The organism is Arthrobacter sp. UYCu723 (genome assembly GCF_054059215.1).
Genome location: NZ_JBSSBW010000004.1, coordinates 67,622 through 86,667, shown reverse-complemented (window position 1 = coordinate 86,667; position 19,046 = coordinate 67,622). Strand labels below are relative to the sequence as shown.

The 19,046-nt window shown below is 63.2% G+C and carries 19 protein-coding genes and 1 riboswitch; of the genes, 4 read left to right on the top strand and 15 right to left on the bottom strand.

Annotation, left to right across the window (positions count from 1 at the left end; translation table 11 throughout):
* Positions 1–24 precede the first annotated feature (24 nt).
* Both ACVWZ8_RS24235 and ACVWZ8_RS24230 read right to left on the bottom strand, forming a co-directional pair.
* Positions 25–363, bottom strand: coding sequence for a hypothetical protein (locus ACVWZ8_RS24235; RefSeq protein ID WP_456506346.1), 339 nt, complete (start codon positions 361–363; stop codon positions 25–27).
* Positions 364–607: 244 nt separating this feature from the next.
* Positions 608–1,384: a M23 family metallopeptidase gene (locus tag ACVWZ8_RS24230; protein ID WP_456506345.1), complete on the bottom strand. Its 777-nt coding sequence runs from the start codon at positions 1,382–1,384 to the stop codon at positions 608–610.
* 5 nt (positions 1,385–1,389) lie between these two features.
* Positions 1,390–1,567, bottom strand: a riboswitch (cyclic di-AMP (ydaO/yuaA leader).
* Between the two features lie 460 nt (positions 1,568–2,027).
* On the opposite strand from ACVWZ8_RS24230, the gene ACVWZ8_RS24225 reads away from it, so the two are divergent.
* Entirely contained in the window at positions 2,028–2,222 is a 195-nt protein-coding gene (locus tag ACVWZ8_RS24225; protein ID WP_456506344.1) for a DUF3817 domain-containing protein, read from the top strand.
* Positions 2,161–2,340: a DUF3817 domain-containing protein gene (locus ACVWZ8_RS24220; protein ID WP_456506343.1), complete on the top strand. Its 180-nt coding sequence runs from the start codon at positions 2,161–2,163 to the stop codon at positions 2,338–2,340. Before ACVWZ8_RS24225 ends, ACVWZ8_RS24220 begins: the two co-directional genes overlap by 62 nt.
* A gap of 930 nt (positions 2,341–3,270) precedes the next feature.
* Here ACVWZ8_RS24220 and ACVWZ8_RS24215 read toward each other — a convergent pair.
* A complete protein-coding gene (locus tag ACVWZ8_RS24215) occupies positions 3,271–3,876 on the bottom strand; it encodes a DUF3515 domain-containing protein (RefSeq protein ID WP_456506342.1) in 606 nt (201 codons plus the stop codon).
* 550 nt (positions 3,877–4,426) lie between these two features.
* Between ACVWZ8_RS24215 and ACVWZ8_RS24210 the strand changes: the two genes are divergently transcribed.
* Complete coding sequence (locus ACVWZ8_RS24210) at positions 4,427–5,356, top strand: DUF1461 domain-containing protein (RefSeq protein WP_456506341.1); 930 nt, start codon at positions 4,427–4,429, stop codon at positions 5,354–5,356.
* A 254-nt stretch (positions 5,357–5,610) separates the two neighbouring features.
* On the opposite strand, the gene ACVWZ8_RS24205 is transcribed toward ACVWZ8_RS24210, so the two are convergent.
* The 11 genes from ACVWZ8_RS24205 to ACVWZ8_RS24155 form a co-directional block, all read right to left on the bottom strand.
* Complete coding sequence (locus ACVWZ8_RS24205) at positions 5,611–6,198, bottom strand: DUF4913 domain-containing protein (RefSeq protein WP_456506340.1); 588 nt, start codon at positions 6,196–6,198, stop codon at positions 5,611–5,613.
* The gene (locus ACVWZ8_RS24200; protein WP_456506339.1) at positions 6,195–7,892 is read right to left on the bottom strand and encodes a type IV secretory system conjugative DNA transfer family protein; all 1,698 of its coding nucleotides are present in this window, start codon (positions 7,890–7,892) and stop codon (positions 6,195–6,197) included. The genes ACVWZ8_RS24205 and ACVWZ8_RS24200 overlap by 4 nt, the downstream gene beginning before the upstream one ends.
* On the bottom strand, positions 7,889–9,511 hold the full coding sequence (locus ACVWZ8_RS24195) for an ATP/GTP-binding protein (protein ID WP_456506338.1): 1,623 nt from the start codon (positions 9,509–9,511) through the stop codon (positions 7,889–7,891). The genes ACVWZ8_RS24200 and ACVWZ8_RS24195 overlap by 4 nt, the downstream gene beginning before the upstream one ends.
* Positions 9,508–11,070 carry a hypothetical protein gene (locus ACVWZ8_RS24190; RefSeq protein ID WP_456506337.1) on the bottom strand — a complete coding sequence of 521 codons (1,563 nt, stop codon included), beginning with the start codon at positions 11,068–11,070 and terminating at the stop codon, positions 9,508–9,510. The genes ACVWZ8_RS24195 and ACVWZ8_RS24190 overlap by 4 nt, the downstream gene beginning before the upstream one ends.
* Positions 11,071–11,098: 28 nt before the next feature.
* The gene (locus ACVWZ8_RS24185) at positions 11,099–12,994 is read right to left on the bottom strand and encodes a hypothetical protein (protein ID WP_456506336.1); all 1,896 of its coding nucleotides are present in this window, start codon (positions 12,992–12,994) and stop codon (positions 11,099–11,101) included.
* Entirely contained in the window at positions 12,975–13,760 is a 786-nt protein-coding gene (locus ACVWZ8_RS24180) for a hypothetical protein (RefSeq protein ID WP_456506335.1), read from the bottom strand. The genes ACVWZ8_RS24185 and ACVWZ8_RS24180 overlap by 20 nt, the downstream gene beginning before the upstream one ends.
* Before the next feature lie 73 nt (positions 13,761–13,833).
* On the bottom strand, positions 13,834–14,169 hold the full coding sequence (locus ACVWZ8_RS24175) for a hypothetical protein (RefSeq protein WP_456506334.1): 336 nt from the start codon (positions 14,167–14,169) through the stop codon (positions 13,834–13,836).
* A gap of 11 nt (positions 14,170–14,180) precedes the next feature.
* Positions 14,181–15,386, bottom strand: coding sequence for a MinD/ParA family ATP-binding protein (locus ACVWZ8_RS24170; RefSeq protein ID WP_456506333.1), 1,206 nt, complete (start codon positions 15,384–15,386; stop codon positions 14,181–14,183).
* Positions 15,387–15,583: 197 nt separating this feature from the next.
* The gene (locus ACVWZ8_RS24165) at positions 15,584–16,120 is read right to left on the bottom strand and encodes a hypothetical protein (RefSeq protein WP_456506332.1); all 537 of its coding nucleotides are present in this window, start codon (positions 16,118–16,120) and stop codon (positions 15,584–15,586) included.
* Positions 16,120–17,193, bottom strand: a complete 1,074-nt coding sequence (locus ACVWZ8_RS24160; RefSeq protein ID WP_456506331.1) for a M23 family metallopeptidase — start codon at positions 17,191–17,193, stop codon at positions 16,120–16,122. The genes ACVWZ8_RS24165 and ACVWZ8_RS24160 overlap by 1 nt, the downstream gene beginning before the upstream one ends.
* Before the next feature lie 14 nt (positions 17,194–17,207).
* Complete coding sequence (locus ACVWZ8_RS24155; RefSeq protein ID WP_456506330.1) at positions 17,208–17,600, bottom strand: hypothetical protein; 393 nt, start codon at positions 17,598–17,600, stop codon at positions 17,208–17,210.
* Between the two features lie 121 nt (positions 17,601–17,721).
* Between ACVWZ8_RS24155 and ACVWZ8_RS24150 the strand changes: the two genes are divergently transcribed.
* A complete protein-coding gene (locus tag ACVWZ8_RS24150; protein ID WP_456506329.1) occupies positions 17,722–18,036 on the top strand; it encodes an ArsR/SmtB family transcription factor in 315 nt (104 codons plus the stop codon).
* A 116-nt stretch (positions 18,037–18,152) separates the two neighbouring features.
* On the opposite strand, the gene ACVWZ8_RS24145 is transcribed toward ACVWZ8_RS24150, so the two are convergent.
* Positions 18,153–18,680: a hypothetical protein gene (locus ACVWZ8_RS24145; protein WP_456506328.1), complete on the bottom strand. Its 528-nt coding sequence runs from the start codon at positions 18,678–18,680 to the stop codon at positions 18,153–18,155.
* Positions 18,681–19,046 lie beyond the last annotated feature (366 nt).

Genomic DNA, 19,046 nt, shown 5'->3' with positions numbered 1-19,046 from the left:
CGGCCTGCCGCGGGAGCCGCGGCCTCAGTCCCGTCCGGGGCTTTCGTCGCCCGGTCCGGTTCCGTTGGTCACCTCGGGTCTGTTGATCCCAGGCTGGCTGGGGGCGTTGTCGTCCGTTCCTGCCGAAACGGGTTCGCTTCCTTGCTCAAACTGCGCCCGGTAACGCACGCGCCGGATTCGTCTGGTCATGGAAACCATGAGCAGGACAACTGCGATGACCATGAACGCCGTCATCGCGAAACCCAGGAATCCGGGAGTTACCTGATCCGCGTCCAGCCCTGGCCTCAGCCCTTCCTTCCCGGGACCCGGGGCCGGCGTCGTGGCCAGGGCGTAAAGGCCTGCGGCTGCCATCGGGATTTGCACTGTATAGTCCTTTGTCCGGCTCGATATGTGGGCGCCCGCAGACGGCCTTCGTGCGTTATCCGCCCGGGTCTGGAACCCTGACTGGCAGTGAGCGCAGGTCCATCAGGAAAGTCAAAAACAGGGCGAGGGCGCCCCCGCAACTGTACCGCTTCATCGTCGTCACGCGGGCAACCGCTCATGCCCGCAAGCAGTCAGCACAAAGCAGTCAGCTCAGCCATCTAAGAGGGGCCCGCCGGGCCGGGCCTCAGATGAAGGCAGATGGGTCGACGGTCTGGCCGTTGACCATGACCTCGAAGTGAAGGTGGCAGCCGGTGGAGGCACCGGTTGTGCCTACCCCTGCGATCTGCTGGTCCTGAGCCACGGCCTGTCCGAGGGAAACGCCGATGCTGGCCAGGTGGTTGTAGGTGGTCTTCAGGCCGTTGCCGTGATCGACGACGATCCGGTTGCCGCCACCGTACGGGCTCCAGCCGGCCTCGGTGACGGTGCCCGAACCGGCGGCGAAGACCGCCGTCGTGCACGCCCCGGTCAGATCGATCCCGGTGTGCATCTCCCCCACGGCGCCGGTGATCGGGCTGATCCTGAAGCCGAAGGGGGAACTGACGTTAATCGACGCGAGTGGGGCACGCAACCCTGTGGATGGGGTTGCCGGTGCGGGCGTGGGCACAGCCTCGGGTGCCTTGACCGCCCCCGCGGGCTGTGCCGGCGCAGCGGGCGCAGGCGCCGGCTGGGAGGTCACCTCCGGGCGGTCAAAGGTGAGAACAGTGTCAGCTGCTGCCGTAACCGCAGCTTCCGGGGCCGGGGCTGCCACGGCCGCTGGCCGGTCCTGAGCCGCAGCGCGGCTGCCGGAGTCAGCCTGCGCCGCCGACAGAGCAGTGAGGGCAATCATTCCCGTGACGGCGGCTGCCACCCCGAACTGCTGGCCGCGGAGCCGGAACGTTGGTTCCTGGAAAAACGGACGGCGGCCTGGTGAGGCAGCTGCCGGATGGGCACGGCGACGGCCGTGTTTTGGCTGGAAAGGCAAGATAGTGGTCCTCTCGGCGCCGGCGAAGTTAGCTGTCGGATTCGGACGAGTGGACTGTCCGGCCGCCCCCGCAGGACCGCGATCAGATGCGCAGTCACAGGGACGGCTTCACCCCCAGGTGCATCATTACGCACCAAAAGTGGGTCCTCCGCCCCCGCCTGAGAAAGATCAGGTTCACGGACCGCCGGCGGGGTTTGGCGAAGCGGTCACGTCCATACCTGTTGGGGGTATGTGTTGATCCAACTGTAGCGAAGCTTCGGCTTAAGTTACAAATCCGTTATCAACGGCGCTCCGGGCTTACGGGGAGAGGGCCGGGGCGACCTTTGAGGCCGGTAAGATCCAGCGCGTGGTTCAGGAAAGCTGTGCGCAGGAGGCAAGCCCGGATGGCCGCGGACTGGAAGCCTCCGATTGTGTGTTTGCGTTTACCGAGCCGGATAAGGGCGGCAGCCCGGTCAAGGTGGTTGTCAACCCGGACGTCGCCAAGTCCCAGGGGGTGAGGGTCGGAGACAAGATACGGATCCTTCGGCCGGCGGGGCCGTGGGCCGGCCGCGGCGGACCCCGGCGAGGCGCTGTGCCGGTTATGTTGCTGGACGATGGGGCTCTTGTCCAGCATCCTTCCAGCCCAGGCTGCTAACTTCGGTCCATGGACTTTCTGCGTGTATTCCGGGTGTTGGCCGTGGCTGAAGCCGTGTCATGGCTGCTGCTCATTCCGGCAACGATCGTGAAGTATACGACGGGAGAGGCGGGCGGAGTTCAGATTTTGGGGCCGGTGCACGGTGCACGGTGCGCTGTTCGTCGCTTATGTTCTTTTGGCCTTGTTCCTGTGGCGCAAAAATGAGTGGACCGGCCGGGCTCTGGCCATTGTTCTTGTAGATTCTGTGCTGCCGACGGGAGGCTTCTGGGTGGCCAGGCGGTCGGATCTGGAGGCACCAAAGGTTGCCGTACCGGCTCCTTGAGTCAGCCGACCCGCCCCTCGGCAGGCTTCAGCCGGGAAACGCGTTCACTGCCGGTGCCGTCAAGCTGCTCGATGGGATGCAGACTTCGGCCGAAACGGCCTGGTCCTTCCCGGTTTTCTTTAAGCTCGCCGTATGCAGATATATCGGACGCCCGGGCACGCTGTTCCGGACACCACGTTGGAGGACTCGCTCACGTCCGGGGCGGACGGTACCTGCTGCTGGTTCAGTGACGTCTCAGTGTCACTGAGAGGCCCGTCATGTGAGGACACGCGTCCGTACCCGGTTCGCATCTCTAAAACGTATGGGCGTGGATGGACGTCTGTTGATATCAGCTTGCCGGTTACCCCGCCTGCAGTCCGGTGAGGCCGGCCGATGCGAGCCCGTGCCTTGCGCCCGGGCGGCCAGGCCGCCGAAAAAACCCCATGTCATAGGTACCGGCCCGGCTGTGCGGGCCACCTGCCAGCAGGAATAGGACCCCGTGATCAGGCCATGGCTTTCCATCTGCGTCGCTGCTCAGGTTACCGCCGTTTCCCGTGCGTCTCTGCTGTGCAGACTGCACCGAGGGCGAGAACCATGTAGCCCATGTGGGTGCCCGAAGTGCGCTTGTGGTCGCTCTGAGCCAGGGCGACCAACGCCCATGCAGGACGGAGGCTACGCCGACCGTGATCAATGCCGGGGTCCAGGCCCCCATGCATCTGGAAGCAGCGGCATGGCGATCTGGACGAAGCCGTGGATACGCATTTTCAACAGCACCCCGGCCCAGGACCGCGGATCCGGTGGCGGGTGCGTCCGTGTTCGCGGGCGGCAGCCAGGTGTGGAATAACCGTTGGGGTCTTGAGGGCCAACCCCGACATGATCGCGCCGAGCACCCAGACCCCCGCAGAGTTGCTGCCCGGCGCACCGGAGTGCAGCAGCTCTGGATTTGCCGGTTCAGCCTGCTTGGCTGGCGGGCAGGTTCTGAAGATCTTCCTGGCCCACGCAATTCCGTATGGCCGGGATCTTTGCGGCCGGGCCGGAAAGGTCAGCCAGAACATTGGCGGAATTGATCTTGTCCGGGTCCATCAGGATTTCCGTGGCGGGATTGCGTCCAAAGGTAGTCAGCGTCCATACCGGGTCGCCTTCCTTGATGACCCAGTCGATGCCGTTCACGGTGACGCAGCGGTCCGTTGTCGGTCCGGGAACGTTCACGCCGCAGCGCAGGATCACCTGGGACGGGTCACCCCAGGCTGCGGTGGCCTGGCTGTTGGTCTTCCGCAGGGCTGCATCGCCGATTGCATCGGGGAGGGCCACCATCATGGGGGCGCACGCGGGGTTCGCGGCGTCCTTCGCCGCTGTCACATCCACCACGGGGGAACAGGCGCTCAGGAGCGTCCCGGCCAGCGCTCCGGTCAGCAGGATCCTGGAAAGAATGCCAGCCCTGGACCCGCCGCCAGTGCGGGCAGGCAGGGGCAAATGAGGGCGGCGGCAGCGGCTGATCGGCGTGGAGTGGGCCGTCGTCACTTTCCGGTGACGAAGGTCCTCGATCTCGCGGCCCATGCCGGCGATGCGTTCGAAGCGAGCGTCTTCGGTCCGCTCGTACTGCTGATACAGGGGTCCGCCGTGGAGGCCGGTGAAGCCTTCTTTTCTCAGGCAACCCTCAGGGTTCTCTGTGCATAATTGTCGCGAAGCTCCTGTCAACCGCTATTTGACGGGAGCTTCGCCAATTCCGGACAGTCACAGCCCTGTGGGCGGGCTGGCGTGCTGTGTCCCAGTGTTCGAGCGACCGTCCAGTGTCTTGCCCTCACGTCTTCGTTCTGATGCATCTGCTCCCATTCCGATTCGAGCGACGGATCTGACCCGGCTCCTCATTGTGCTGCAGGACTTCCTCGAGGTGACCGGTGACCATCCATGGAGCGCAGGCGGCTGGTTCTCGCCGTTCCGTAATGGGAGCCGGGCGGCGGACTGAAATGGTGGACCCTTCCGTGTGGCTGGCTCATGCGGAGTCGGAAGTGCGGGGCCATGGGGCCTGTAGCCTTGTTGGAAGAAGAAAGTCGCACGGACGTGCGTGGTGACGTGGTGAGACGGCGCACAGTCGAGGAGAACCCATATGGCCGGATCCGAAAACCCCCGCGGGGCCGTGGAATCCCCGCGAGCCGCTCCGGGGGTCCCGGCGCAGCCGCTGGCGGCCGGCCAGGGTGCCGACGGTGAGGTCCCCGGCCGCCCCGGGGACTCAGTCCGCTCAGCGACACCCGGGGCGGACGTCGGGGGATCAAGAAGCGGCCCACCCACTGGTGCCGGCAGCGTACCTCCGAGCGGGCACGAGGCGGTCCGCGGGTCCTTGCTCGGACGGTTTCTTCAGGTTCTTGTGGCGGTGTTCTTCCCGGTGATCGTGGTCGCCGGCGCCGTGCGTGCCGTGACTTCGCCGTTGTTCCTCTGGGTCGAATACCAGCGCCCAGGGTTTCCTGTAGACATTTTTGGCTTTTCCACTGAAGAGCGCCTGATCTACGGCTCTTACACCCTTGATTATGTTCTCAACCTCGCCCCGGCAGGGTACCTCGGCGGTCTCGTGAACGCTGAGGGCGACAGGCTGTTCCTTGGGAGCGAAGTGGGACACATGGCGGACGTTAAGGGTGTTCTCTCGGTCTCCTTCCTGGTGGCGTTCGTGATGCTGCTGGCCGCCGTTGCCTCGTGCGTGCACCTCGCCCGGAGGTATCACGGAGCGGTACGAAGGGCCCTGTTCTCCGGGGCGGTGCTGACACTGGGTCTGATCGTGGCGCTGACCATTGCGGCGGTCCTGGGCTGGGAAGCCTTCTTTGCACAGGTCCATGCTTTGTTCTTCGCCGCCGGTACCTGGACATTCCGGGTAGATGACACGCTGATCCGGCTTTTTCCCGAACAGTTCTGGACCGACGCGGCGATTTCGATCGCCACCCTCGTGTTCCTCGTAACCACACTGACTGTTGCTTTCTGCTGGCCTGTTCCGCGGCCACGACTTCCCGATGACGGCAGCGCCGGCTTGACAGCGCACGCCCGGTGATTTTTCATGAACAAGAAGTACATGACCATCCCCGCCGCTGCGATCGCCGCAGCCATCGCCCTGGCTGGCTGCTCGGCCACTGGGTTTCGCTACAAAAAACGGGCACTTGCGAGTTCTTTGAACGCGCGCACTCGCTTGTAGCAAATATGATCGATTTAGGAACGCAACGGGCTTCGTGGCCAGCGACTTCCCACCGGACCCCAAGAAATGCACGGAACCAGTGGTTCCGTGCTTTTCTTTTTTCGGCCCTAGTTTCAGGCGGTGGAAGGTTCCTTCGCGCCCAGTTCGGCGAGGAATTCTGTGAATGTGTCGTCGGTGGAGTTCCGGAATGAGGGCCGGGGGTCCACGTGTTGGGTGTGGCAGTTGTTCAGTCCCCAGGGTTTGGATGCGATGCGTTCGAGCATGGGCCAGAATATGTCCCTGTGCCAGCTGGCCGGGTCGGTGACGGGGTCTTTATGGCCGTAGTTCGCTGACCGCCAGCTGAGCCAGGCTGCGGTGAGTTCTTCCACGACCGGGGCGTGCCGGTACCAGCAGCCGTAGATGCGGGAGCTGTCGGATACGCCGTACCGGTCGTTGATCCAGTCCACCCATTCGCGCAGCGCCTCCATGAGGGCGACGGACTTCTCACCATCGAGTTCTTTCCAGTTCCACGGAGCTGGTGTCTTTTTCGGCGGTGAGGCCAGGAGGTCTTCGACCGCCTCCTGCATCGCTTCGACAGATCCTTGGAGGACGGTCAGCCGTTCCTCGTGCTCGACTAAAACTTCTTCAATACCGCCCGAGGCCGGCGTTTCGCTGCCGCCCTCGGAGGACGGCGGGAGAGGCTCGTGGGCTTCTTCGGTCATCGGATTGCTCCTTGCCTGTCACGGCGGTGCTGCGCGGTGGCCTTGTCTTCCTTGATCTGGTTTGCATCCGCGCGTTCCCACCAGGGCATGAGTTTTACCCTGGCCGGGGCGACGTTGCTGTAGTGCATGAACGCTTCTCCTACCGGGAGCTGCTGAATTTCATTGCCGCGGATCACGGGCCGTTCTTCCTCGCTGACGGTCCGGGAAGATCCGCCGCGCCCCTGGGAGGTGGAGACGCGTTCCTTGCGCGTGGTCCCCGCGGCACGGGCAATCTTGTCCAGTTCATCGAGTTCTTCCAGGCCGGGCAGGAACAGCCTGATCGAAGACGTTCCACGGATTGCCGTGGCCGCTTCGGCTCCCCAGCGCTGCCGGTTCTGGGCAAAGGACTGGCTGAACCCGATGATCCGGATCCCGCGGCCGCCGGAATCCGAGAGGGCGCCAGCCATATCCGGGATGGCCGCGACGTTCGGGGCTTCGTCCAGGACCATCGTCAGTACCGGCCAGAGCCGGCCCCCAGGCATGCCCTGGGAGATGCGCTGGGCTTTGCGGAACATGAAGTCGGCGAACATCGCCACGAGCGGGGCGACCGGGGAGCGTTCCCCGTCAGTCAGGAGGTAGATCGTGTTCGGCTTTTCCAGGAACCTCTCCATGTCGAACCCTTCTCCCTTCAGCGGGGTCAGGGTGTCCAGCGCTTTGGGGGACGTCAGCGGTTCCAGGAGCCCGGCAAGGGTTTCCTGGATGGAGTCCACAGTTTCCCCGGCCCGGGAGGTTGTGAGTGTCCGCAGGCGGGCGGTGAACGCTGCGGGGGCCTTGTGCTGGGTCAGTATTTCCAAGGGTTCGGAGTCGGTGAAGTCGTTGGCCCACTTTACGACGTCATCGATGCTCTTATCTCCCAGCGCGGCCGCGTGGAGGAACCTGCCCAGGATCGCGGCGGCTTTGGAGTTGAAGAAGTCCCCGTTCTTCACATCTCCCATCGGCTGCGCCCCGGCCCAGGCTTTACCGCGGGCCAGCGCTTCGTCGGGATCTTCGCAGCCGTCCACGACGTTCCACCTGACCTTGTTCGACCACCCGGAAATGTCCTGAAGGTCGAACACGGAAACATCGCCCCGGCGTTCGCGGGCGATGGCGGTGAGCATGAGCAAGTCATTCTTGGTGGAGGTGGCGATCACGGCACCTGGTGCGTCCAAGGTGATGCCTACGGCCAGGAACAAGGTCTTGCCGGAGCGCTGCGGGGCGAACACCCACATGGAGTCTTCATGTTGGACGTAGAGGGTTTGGCCGTCGAGCTTGCACAGTGCCACGACCATTTCGTCCTCGGTGGCATCGGCTGGGAGCTCCAGAGACTGTTTGGCTTTGGCCAGTGCTGCGTTCTTGCCCATCCGCTTTTCGAGGTCCTTGTAGCGCGGCAGACCATCGTCACGGGTCTTCTTGGACCCGAACAGCGCACTGAGGATCCCGGCGCCCACAACGGCGATCACCGCCAGCACCATCAGGATCCAGGTGGCCGCGCCCGGCCACGCAAACTCGCCAGCTTTGACCTTGGCCGTGAGCGCTTCAAAGTCTGTCCACGGCATTGCCGTGGGAGTAATCATTTCTCCCAGGAACGCCGATACCCAGGCAAGGACCACCAAGACGACGATGATGACGGCCAGGCCGATTTTCATGATGGTATCTGTTGAGGTTTTGGCGCTCATGCTGCTTCCTCCAGTGCTGATTGTTCGGCGGAGTCCATGGTGCCGGTGGACTTCATGGCCTTGTCCGTGTCGGTGAGTTCGACTTCCAGGGGGCTGCGGACGTGGATGGCCACGAACGGATCCAGGCTGCCGATCTTGAACATGCACGTGCCCTTGACGAGTGCGGAGACGCTGGACGCGGACCCGTAGGGCAGATTGAACATTTCTTCACAGGCCAGGGCATCGGCGGTTTTCTGCTGCTTGTAGAGCAGGACCGTTCCGCATTCTTTGAGCATGGCGATGGCCGGGCTCTCTTCTGGAATATCGGAGATGTGATGGAACGCGAACATGCACGAGAGCGACAAAGCGCGGGAGAGCTTGGTGTTGCGGCGCGTGACTTTAGCGACCGAGCCCTGCACGGTATGCCAGGCTTCCTCGATCACCAGCACCGTAGGCACCGGCTCTGTCTGGCGGTAGAGCGTGTTCGCCAACCAGGTGTTGATGATCGTCATGACGATCGCCAGCGCCGGCCCGTCTTCCGGGAGCAGTGAGACATCAAAGACCGTCAGGCCGGCGTTCAGCGCGATTTCCTCACTCGTTGGTCCGTCGATCAGGCCGGCCAGGTCATCCTCAATCATGCGTTCAAGCTCGAACGCCGGATCCTGCCCCCACTGCCGCAGCTCTTCCACTGTCAGTCCCGACGCCGTGGCTGCGTCCGTCTCGGGTGCGTAAAGAGCGATGAGGACGTGACGGACGTGGGCGACTTCACCTGCGGCGGCGGCTGCCCGGAGCGCCTGCTTGTGGGCCATCCGGACGGCTTTGCCTTCCTTGGGCTGCAGCGGCCGGCCGAGTGCTTCCTCCACGACGGCGCGGACCAGCATCGACTGCCCTGCCGGGGTGGAGAGAGCAGTGTCGTCGTGATTGTCCTCGTGAAGACGTGCCGCGATCCGGGGATCCAGGATGTTGATCCTCGCCCCTCCCCCGCCGACCATGAACCTCACCGGCGTGATGCCCAGCTTCTTTGCCAGTGAGGTGTATTCGCCGCCGTTCTGGTCCAACTGGTACTTCTTATCGATCACAACCACACGGCGGCCGAGGATGAGCTGGCGAAGCACCGCCCAGGTTTTCATGGCCGAGGACTTACCCTGGCCGAGGTCTCCGATGAAGCAGACGTTCGGGGATTCGAGCTCGTTTCCGTAGGAGGTGAACGGGTCATGCACGACCATCCACCCGGAGCCGGCGTCGATCCCGAACACCAGGCCCCGGTGGGACGTCGGAGGCGAGGCGATCGCCATGTGTGAAAATTCCATCTGCCGTGTCGAGGACAACACACCAGGTGCCGCCGGATCGAAGTAGCCGAGCAGGGAGGCCTGCTTGGAGCCCCGGTCATGGTTCCAGCGCGTCGCTGACCCGGCCGCAGCTTCTGCCTGGGCGCGGAACTTCTCCCCTTTGCGGGCGGCGCGCTTGACCGCGGCTTTGGACTGGGGCCGCTTGGTGGCCACCGCATCAGCGGTGGCCGCAGCGGCAGTGTTCCCGGTGGCAAGTTTCGTGGACCGGGCTGCCGAACGGCGGGCACGGCGGGACTTCTCCGTTAGTGCCCACGCCATCCGCAGACCTTTGATCACTTTGTGGGTGTTCATCGGATTCCTCTCGTAAACGGCATGGTGGTGATCAGGGCCAGGTCCTGGCGCTGATCCATCCAGTCAATGAACTCAATCCCGGCGTCCGCTGCCGCTGCTTCAATGACGTCGGCGGTGGAAAGGATTTCGTCCTCCGATTCGACGGAGAACGAAAGGTAGAGCGCGTAGGAGGCCCCGTGGTGCCCGGAGCCGGGTTTCAAATCCAGGAGCCGCTGCGTGGAGGCCCCCATCAGGACATCCTCCGAACCGTCCGTGACGACACCGGATTTGGTCACCTGCTTCTCTTTGGCACGGTCCATGGCCGCGTCCGTGCGGGCCTTCCCCCGTGCCTTCCGGGCATCCTCGAGTTCCATCACCATGGACACCGAATGCACCACCGCCGGCTGAATGCCCGAAATCAGTGACTGCAGAGCCGAGACCGGGATAGCTTCGGGACTGAACGCGGAGGCCGGGACGTACCCGGTGCGGGTGTGCCAATGGTCATTGATGATGACGGACATGGGTGCATCCCCGTTCAGGTGCTGCCAGCAGTCCATCAGGTCCGCGCCCTCATAGTCATCAATATCGAAATCGGGGTCCTGCAGGTGCCGCAGCAGGGCCGCCATCTGTTCCGGACCGAGGGGCCGGAAGTCCTGAATGGAGCCCATCATCGAGGCCTGGGCCATCGCTGAGCGGACTTCCTGAAATATCGCCTGGCCTACGCCTTCGTCTCCCCCGCCGAGCTGTTCGGCCCGTCGCCGCAGCGTCTCGGACCGGGGAACACGGAACGTCTCATACGTGCGGTGCTGCTCAGACCGGGACTGCACCGCTTCCACCAAGGCTCCGTAGGACTCCAGCAACACCCGGGGCACGTTCGCGGCCCGGCGCTTCTTGATCCAGATCAGGTGATCGGCCGAGTCCATCGGCACAGCCCGCGACAAAGACTGCACATGCGAAACGAGGGACTGCCGGCGGGCCAGGCGGGCCAACAACTGGCCGCGTGCCACATATCCGGAGTCCTCCCGGTTTTCCTCCCGGATCCCGGAGGACGAGCCCATAATTTCCATGGTTACCGTGTAGTAGGCCTCCTTGATCTTGCCCTGGTGACGGAACACCGTCATCGGCCCCGCAGGGGTCTGTGTCGTGAAAGACCGGACATTGCCCACCATCAACGGGGCGTTGTTCTTGTACCGGACAGGGACCTCGATCATGCCGTTCCCGTCGGCCCGGGCGCGGTCAGATTTCCCGGCCTTGACCATGCGGGTCTGGTCCCGGAACTTCACCGGCACGAACGTAATCGTCTTATTCTTCCGGCGGGTGCGCTTATGCCGGGCCTCGACATACAACGCACCCAGGGAACGGTGCCCGGTCATCTTGTTCGGCGTCGTCAGCGCAACACCGGCCAACAGGATCACGGCCGCGACGATCATGCCGACCAGCCGATGGGACCCGGATGCCAACAACGCAATACCGGCAAGCAGGATGGCGACCGCGAGGGCCACCCACTCCGGGCCGGTCCGGTTCCCACCGAACAGGCCACGGCGTGAGACCTCACCACCGACAACGACCATTCTTCCCATAACGACTGCTCCCCTATTCCTGTACTACTTACCGGCCACTGATGTGGCCGGTATCGGGAGCCACTGAGTCGACTCCCTGGCGGCCGCGCAGCGCGGCCTGCCGTGCACCTTCACGGCCAGCAAGCAGAAACGCAGTAGCGCCGCCCGCTGCGATCTTTACGGAACCCCGCGCAGCGGCCCCTGTTCCGCGGCCCATGGCAGCTGCACCGCCGCGCACGGCCTGCGCGGCCTTCCCCGAAGGTGTGGCAGCCCTGTCATCACGCTGCATCTCCCCCAACGTGCGCGTATCCGGTCCAGACTCCCCACCAGAACCCTGTCCGCCGGATCCCTGGCGGGCCATGGCCCGAGACGTCGGCTGACCAGCGCCGGGCCCCTGGCTCCCGGCGCCGGGACCCACCCCGGACATTGCAGCGCCACCAAGGGCAGTGCCGCCAGCCTGGGCTGCACCCCTTGCCGCACCGCCGGCGGTACCAGCGCTGGACTGGTTTTGACTGATCCGACGATTACGGATCATCGAACCCACCGCCGCACCTGTGCCGGCGACCATAGCGGCCCCGGCAATCGAAGGACGACCGGCACCGTAGCTTGTGGCCGAGGACGGCAGGAGCGGGACGAACTTGAACAGCAACGCCGGCGAGAACGCCAGCACAAGCATTGCCGCCGCTGCCAGGAACACCGAGGACGCGTTGATCAGCGCATCATCGGTTCCCACGCCCTGGAACGCAGGGCGGGAGCTGATGAAACTGAACAGCGCACCCATCAACAAAAGGATCAGCGGCTTGGACAGGGCAATCCCTAGCCACAGCGTTCCGGTCTTGCTCACGCGTTCGCGGTACTGCGGGTGGATCATGAAACCGATCATCAGAGCCATCCCCACACCGAGCAGATACAGGGCGAACGGCTGCAGCGCGAACAACCCCAGCAACGCCCACGCACCAACGAACAACAACCCGAACAGCAGCACCGCCGCCAACGGGCCAAACACCCCGTTGGACTCATAGCCCGCGAACCGGGAAATCGCCGTCGCGAAGTCCATAATCTGGTTCGACGTCCACGGAGTAAACGACTCGGTAATCTGTGTCAGCCACCCATTGATCACATAGCCAATCGCCGGACCGAACAACACCAGGAGCATCGATAGCGGCCCGTACCAGAACAACGATTGTCGGGCCGTGTCCAGGTCGATCTCTTCGTTGGACACGTCCTTGAAGAGCTTGAAATACATCAGGCCCATGATCACGATCCCCACACCGGCAAAGATCGCCCAAAGATCCCGGAACGAGTCATCGACCTCAAATGAAGACACCTTCATCAGGTTGTTCAAAACCTCATTGGTAGCCTTAACACCCTCGTCCTTGACCGAATTCGCGAACTTCTCAAACCCGTCCTTCGCATTGGCAATGAACGCCACCGTATCCACGATGCCCAACACGCCCTGCCCGGCAGGTGTCACCGACAGTGCAGTCCGCAGCACCGCACCAGCAACCGGAGAAAACTTCTCCCAGGCCGCGCCACCTGCACACCAGGCAATAGCTGTATTAGGTGCGCCCACAGTGGCTAGACCGGCGCAGAACGGCGCAGTGTTCTTGCCGTCGTAGTCCAGTGCTTTCTCGGGCGTGGTCAGGAACGTTCCGAATGCCTTGGCAGCAACGTTTTCGCAATCATTGCCACCCATGGCCCCGAAGAACCAGCCGTCACCGCAGGCCTCTTTACTCAGCTCATGGTTGAGTCGGTCCCGGATCCCGTTCCGCTGGTCCTCTGGCAGCCCGCCCAGCCGCTTGATCTGGTCGGCGTTCAGCTTCTCAGTGGTGTTCACGTCTTCCGCTGCGTGGGCAGGGCCAGCGAACACCACGCCGAGACCAAGGAACATCGCCAGCAGAGCGGCGGCCAGGCGGATCGTCCGGTTAGCGTTTAGCGTTTGCATACTCAACCCACCCTTCCCGGCTCTTGTCTTTGAAGAAGGCGTTGACCAACTCATCGCGCAGGACCGGAGTGGCTTCTCCTTCCATGTTGGTGCCGACGCTCATTGGGCCGCCGTCCTTGACCCGGCCACCGAAATCCTGATTGACCGGGACGACTGACGCGTCGGAGATTTTCCAGTCACCGTCCCAGCCCAGCTCGAAGGTGACAGTCTGGAAGAAGGCACTCGGAGCCGTCTTTACATTCGAGCCGAGGGCTCCTAGGAACACCTGGACGACGGCGCGCTTCTTGTCCTCACAGCTGGCAACGCGGTACATGCCGCCGGCCTCCACATCAGAGCGGGTGTACCACCCGCCATCGAACGCGCCCGGAAGCCAATCCTTGGCCTCAGATGCGAGGGTTCCCTCGAAGGTGACCTTCTCGAACCAAGGGCCGGGCTTGGACACCTCAGTAAGTGCCTTTTTCTGCTGTGGCCACGTCGTGACATTCACATCCTTTATGAGGGGTGCGTAGTTGGCGGCGGCTTGGGCGGCGGAGTCGCAGGTGCCGTTGTAGCCGGTGATGGTCTTGCCGTCGCTGGCTTTTTTGGTGCCGCCTTCTCCGACGTTGATTTTGGAGACGGGGAACCCGAACTTGCCAGCGACGATGCTGCTGTCTCCGCTCGGCTGTGCAGCTTGGCCGGCTGGCCGCATGTTGATGATCACCACGGCAACAGCCACGATGATCACCACCGCGGCGATAGCCACCAAGGCTTTCCAGTTCTTTTTCATGAGTCACAATCCATTCATTGTCAGAAGTTCGGCGCGGTCAGGAACCGCAGTCTTCGGGCCTCCAGGATCGGGGCTAGGCCCCTGCTGCGCCGGTCAGGGCGAGGATGCCGCCGATGATGACGCTGGCCCCTGCGACGGCGGCGAAGGCGACGCCGCTGCGCTTGGCGCCGTCTGCGCCGTCGGAAATGTCGTCGGAGTGGCCGCGCTGGCGGGCGACGCCCCACTTGCCCAGGTTCCACAGGAACGCTGCTGTGACGAGGATCAGCACCAGTGCCCAAATACCGCCCAGGATCAGCTGAATGGCGCCTTTGAACTTCACGCCGAACACGTCGATGTTGGGCGTGACCCCATCCAGCGGGTTGTCGGCTGCTGCGGGAATGATGACTTCATTGAGGATCGTGCTGAGCATGGTGTGACTTCCTATCGGTTGGAGTTGGTGGTGGGCCGGTTGTCTACTTCGAGCAGGCCGGCGGCGATTTCTGCCGTGGCGCGTTCGAAGGCGCGGCGGGCCGGATCGCCGACGAGCTGCCAGTCGATGATCGATCCGGTGTCCAGGGCGGCGTCATAAGGAATGTCGATGATCGTGCGGACGGCGGAGCCAAGCTTTTCGCGCAGGTCCGCCTGCTCAGCGGTCGAGACTTTCGCCCCGCCACCTTGGGTGACGATGACAACGGCGTTATCGACCAGGTTCTTATAGTGGGCATTCCCGGTGTGCTCATTCATGGATTCAAGCTGCTCGATCATCCGCAGCGCCGAAACCACAGCGTTGCGTTTGAGCGTCGTGGGGATCACGAGCTGGTCCGTTACCTCGATCGAGGCCAGCCAGTTCGCGGAGCGGGTGTTGTTGCCCGTGTCCACAATGATCGTGTCGTAGAACCGGCTGACCACCGTGTGGATCCGGTTGAACTCATCCGCCCCGATGGACTTCATCCGGTCCGGGTCCTCATCGGAGGCCAGCACGGAAAACTGGTTCTTGCCCTGGTGGCGGGTGTAATAGGTGAAGTCGCCCTTGCGGGCTGAGATGGTCTCGAACTTCTCCAACACGTTCAGCAGGTCCCAGACCGTGCGGGTGGACTCGTTCGCGTTCGTCCGGACACCGAGGGTGCCCATCATCTCGTTGATATCCCACACGATCGCGTGCTGACCCGAGTGAATCCCGAACGTGGAGCCAATGCCAACGCTGCAGGTGGTCTTACCGACCCCGCCCAGGGGTTGGGCGACCATGATCTGCATCGGACGTGAATACACGCGCTGGATCGAGGACAGGTCCGTCCGCCGTGCCAGCTCGGCCGCACCGACCTTGGGCTTGACCAGGCCAAAGGTGATCGCCCGCAGGAAGGCCTGCCATCCGGTGGCAGGGGGCAACTGATCGTTGACGTTCTCCTTCCGCAGCACCGACGCGCTGCGACGGCCGCTGACAAGAGGCCCATGCTCACCTTCTCGTGAGGCCTGAACGGGTTCCCTGGACGGTTGCGCCGGCATAGTCGCCTCGTGCTGATCCGGGACCGCGCTGATGACCGGTGCAGGGGCATCCTGCCCGTTTTCCTCAGTTGTGGTTTCGTCGGGGTCCGTGAGGCTGATGGTGGTGCGGGACTTGCGTTCCACGCCTGACCAGTTGGTGCTCATGAGTTCTTCCTTTCATTCGTGGTGTTCGCACTTCGGGAAATCTGGGATGGCCGGCCGGATATGTCCGTCCTGAAACTCGACGGGACCAGTCCCACGGGCCGGGACCGCTACGCTGGCCGCCTGCAGGGAACCGGCCAGGGGATCCGCGAACAAGGGCGCGGTGCCGAATTCATCAAGGCTCATGCTCTGGTGGCCGTTCACTGGGTGGCCTTGGAACTGATGGACGTGACCAACCAGGGAGCGTCCTGGCCGGTGCGGTGCAGCATCATGTCCCAGGGGCCGTCGTTGGTGTAAAAAGATGCCGTGACGGTCATCGGGTTCTGTGCCTCGCGGGTGATCGAGGGGCCGTCGGTAATCGTGGTGATCGGCACCCGGGCAGGGTCGATGTACTTGGCATCCTCCGCGTAGGCAGCAGCCAGCAACGGCTCCAGCTCGGAAAACCACTGCGTCTCAGGCACGTTGGGTCGGCCGAAAAGCCTCATGGCCTTCGCCGCGGTCTCCTTGACCGTGATCTCAGCGTTGGCATCCCACGTGACGTTGGGGCCTTCGAAGTACTCAGTGGAGTCGTCGTGGCCGTCATCGGCCGAGTGCTCACCGCCGGCCTCTCCACTGCCCGCGGTGGTCTCTGACGCGGCAGGGGCCGCGCCGGCGGACTTTGAGGCCGGTTCGCCACTGCAGCCAACCAGTAGGAGCGTGCCGGCCATGAGGGCCGGGAAAACCGCGAGTTTACGCATCAGAGGATGCCTTTCTCTTTTAGGATCGGTGTCGGATCGATGGTGGCGTTGATCGGGATCATCGGATTCGGGAGCGCCCCGGCAAAAAATTCCATGTGCAGGTGCCGGCCGGTGACATTGCCGGTCTCGCCCTCTGTGCCCAGCGGGGTCCCGGCGGCAACGGTGTCGCCTTCCTTGACCCGGACCGAGCCGGCCTCCATGTGATACATGCCGATCGTGAGTTTCCCGTCCGTGGTCTGCCCCGTCACGCCCGTGCCGAAGAGGCCATCGAGGTTCCGGACTTTCACGATCTTCATGTCCGTAATGGCAACGATGGTTCCGGCGTGGCCTGGAGTGGCGAAGTCGATCCCGTAGTGGAAGTTGGCCAGCACTCCCCCGGCCGTACCTGCCGGGGCTGCACGTGGCCCGTAGCCGCTGGTGTTGATCGCTTCGGCCATCGGCCTGACCCACTTGCCGGCCAGGTCCCCAACGACCTCATTACCGGCTGCGGGGCACACACCCGAAGAATCCACCAGGGCAACTGCTTCCCCGCCCAGGGCTTTAACGATTTCCGTCGCCTGGGAACGGAACTGCGCGTAGTGGTTCGGGTCCGCGTTGCGCTGTGCCCGGTGGATGGCGATCGTAGGCTCCAGCGACTCCCAGCCTTCCAAACGCTGCAACGCCTTGAAGAAGTTCGTGGCACTGATGTGAGGATCCATGCGGTCTTCGTAGGAACCCCACGCCCCGTTGGCGCGCTGCTGGAACAAACCGCGGGAATCCGGGCCTGCACCGTCACCGAAATCAATGACCCGCAGCGTCGACTCACCTATGGCAGCCTGGACGCCTATCAGTTGCGCCGCCACCGGTAATCCGAGGTCCGAAGCGGCCTTCATGATCGCCGCCGCGTTCTTCATCTGCTCACCATCGAAACCAGCCACGCTGGTACCGGGAACAGGCACAGCAGTAGAGCCCGCTGCAGACGTTCCAGAAGCGATGCAAGCGGACGCGGCCTGCGCCGGCGTTCCGCCGTCGTCCAGGACCACAACAACGAAACCCAGCGACAAAGTCACTGCGGTACCAGTGGCAACAGCCATACCTCGGAGGGTCACTAGATCTGCCCTCGGTGGGGGCGGCGAACCCAGGAATCCGCCATGCACAGTGGGCCAGTAGATTCGACGGCCAGGACGACATCGGGTCGTCGGAGACGGAAAACCAGCCCCAGGCGCCTGTCTACAAAGACCTCAGCGGCGGGGTGCGCGGTCATGTGCGCCTCCGGGCGGCCACCCTCGAAGACCTCGGCGGCCTTGCGGGAGGCAAAGCCGGTGCCGGTCAGGTCTTTGAGGACACCTTCCAGAGAGTCCCCCAGCCCTGTACGGCGGGCGAGCTCAGCCTCATCAATAATGCAAGCAGCGCGTCCCTCAACGAAGTCGTGCTCATCCATCAATTCCAAATGCTCGATCAGTAACCGCATCTGCCCGCCAAGGGCGTCCAGCTCAGCCATCCCGGAGACCTTTGACTTCATAAGGGCCACAGAGACAGATCGCTTGAACTCTATATTTTAGTAATAGAGTGGGGCCGCGCAAAGGGCAGTGATTCTCCACGGCCTCAGGCAAGATGGAACTATGCCAAGCCTGATTCGACCAATACTGCCGCCCGAAGTCGAGGAGGCAATCGGCCTCATTGGCAACCGGGCCCGGGTAGAGATTCTGCGTCGCCTGTCGATGCTCGGCCCGTCGACCATTGGGCGCCTGCAGGCTGCTGTGGATATCAGCCGACCCAGCCTGAATCGACACCTCGATATTCTCGCCCAGGCAGGTTTGGTGCTGACCGATCCTCCGGCAGGTATGCGGCACGGCAAGGACGTTGTCTATGTCGTGCAATCCGCGCGGGTCCGGGAGCTGACTCAGCAGTATGCCAGCTATGTCGTAGGTGCGTAACCGCGACTGTCTCAACCGGGGCCGAGGGCCAGCTGGCGCTCGTTCGCGGTTCGTAAAACTCATCGTTGTGGGCACCTGACCACGATAGCAGGACTGAAACATGTTTCAACCATGGTTCATCCGTGTTCCGGATCGTCGCTTTCGTAGGAATCAATTTCGTCCAAGAGTGCGTTGATCGCCTCGAGCGTCTTAATGTCGATGTCGCCGAGAGTCCTTGCCGCGATATTCTTCAACTTGTTCCGGCGCATCTTCTTGAGGAGCTGCAGCTCCCGCTCTATCCGTTCCGGGAGTTCTCCAGATTCATCGGTTAGGTATGCGGGTTCCACCTTGAAGAATTTGGCCATCGCGACCAGAGCCTCTTTGGGGGCGGTGTCGGGCGACTCACCGGAGCGAATTCGCCACCAGCGCGTTCGAGAAAGCTCGTAACCGTTTTCACGCACGCCTGCCTGGATGTCGGCGAACTCATAGGGTTCTCCGCCTTCGGCCACCACGACGTCCAAGAGGAGGTTCACCTTGCGAGCAAGGGTCTCGGCCCGCTCTAGCCGATCGCGGGGACTGTCACCGCCAACCATGAATTCAACCCCATTCAATTTCATTCGCTGTTTGCCGCCGCTTTTTCCCCGGCCGGGCTCGGTGGAAACCAATGTTGATACCAGCGGCGAACAGCCAGATCCCAGCCTACCGGGTCGGAATTCCATTCTTGTGTGTGTCCCGAACAGTCGAACTCCACAAGTTCTATCCGGTTTTTATGTGCTTGCGCGAAGCGAGCGGAAACTTCAAAGGGAACGGACCAATCATTCCTATTGTGGAGGATCAAGACCGGGATACTCAGAGCCTCCTGGAATCTGGTCCGGTCGGGACCGCGTACGTCCAGCGGACCATCGAGGCCGACAAGTCTGCTGAGTCCGTTGAGCGCTAGTAGCCGGGCTACAAGTGAGCCTAGGACTTGCGGACACCGTTGATGGCCGGCGTTGGCACGCATTACGTCCTCCCAGACCAATACCGGCGAG

Bases quoted from the DNA above. Each gene is read 5' to 3' on its own strand.
- ACVWZ8_RS24225 (WP_456506344.1), top strand. From the start codon at position 2,028: ATGGACTTTCTGCGTGTATTCCGGGTGTTGGCCGTGGCTGAAGCCGTG.
- ACVWZ8_RS24215 (WP_456506342.1), bottom strand. From the start codon at position 3,876: ATGGGCCGCGAGATCGAGGACCTTCGTCACCGGAAAGTGACGACGGCC.
- ACVWZ8_RS24210 (WP_456506341.1), top strand. From the start codon at position 4,427: ATGGCCGGATCCGAAAACCCCCGCGGGGCCGTGGAATCCCCGCGAGCC.
- ACVWZ8_RS24205 (WP_456506340.1), bottom strand. From the start codon at position 6,198: ATGACCGAAGAAGCCCACGAGCCTCTCCCGCCGTCCTCCGAGGGCGGC.
- ACVWZ8_RS24200 (WP_456506339.1), bottom strand. From the start codon at position 7,892: ATGAGCGCCAAAACCTCAACAGATACCATCATGAAAATCGGCCTGGCC.
- ACVWZ8_RS24195 (WP_456506338.1), bottom strand. From the start codon at position 9,511: ATGAACACCCACAAAGTGATCAAAGGTCTGCGGATGGCGTGGGCACTA.
- ACVWZ8_RS24190 (WP_456506337.1), bottom strand. From the start codon at position 11,070: ATGGGAAGAATGGTCGTTGTCGGTGGTGAGGTCTCACGCCGTGGCCTG.
- ACVWZ8_RS24185 (WP_456506336.1), bottom strand. From the start codon at position 12,994: ATGCAAACGCTAAACGCTAACCGGACGATCCGCCTGGCCGCCGCTCTG.
- ACVWZ8_RS24180 (WP_456506335.1), bottom strand. From the start codon at position 13,760: ATGAAAAAGAACTGGAAAGCCTTGGTGGCTATCGCCGCGGTGGTGATC.
- ACVWZ8_RS24175 (WP_456506334.1), bottom strand. From the start codon at position 14,169: ATGCTCAGCACGATCCTCAATGAAGTCATCATTCCCGCAGCAGCCGAC.
- ACVWZ8_RS24170 (WP_456506333.1), bottom strand. From the start codon at position 15,386: ATGAGCACCAACTGGTCAGGCGTGGAACGCAAGTCCCGCACCACCATC.
- ACVWZ8_RS24165 (WP_456506332.1), bottom strand. From the start codon at position 16,120: ATGCGTAAACTCGCGGTTTTCCCGGCCCTCATGGCCGGCACGCTCCTA.
- ACVWZ8_RS24160 (WP_456506331.1), bottom strand. From the start codon at position 17,193: ATGGCTGTTGCCACTGGTACCGCAGTGACTTTGTCGCTGGGTTTCGTT.
- ACVWZ8_RS24155 (WP_456506330.1), bottom strand. From the start codon at position 17,600: ATGGCTGAGCTGGACGCCCTTGGCGGGCAGATGCGGTTACTGATCGAG.
- ACVWZ8_RS24150 (WP_456506329.1), top strand. From the start codon at position 17,722: ATGCCAAGCCTGATTCGACCAATACTGCCGCCCGAAGTCGAGGAGGCA.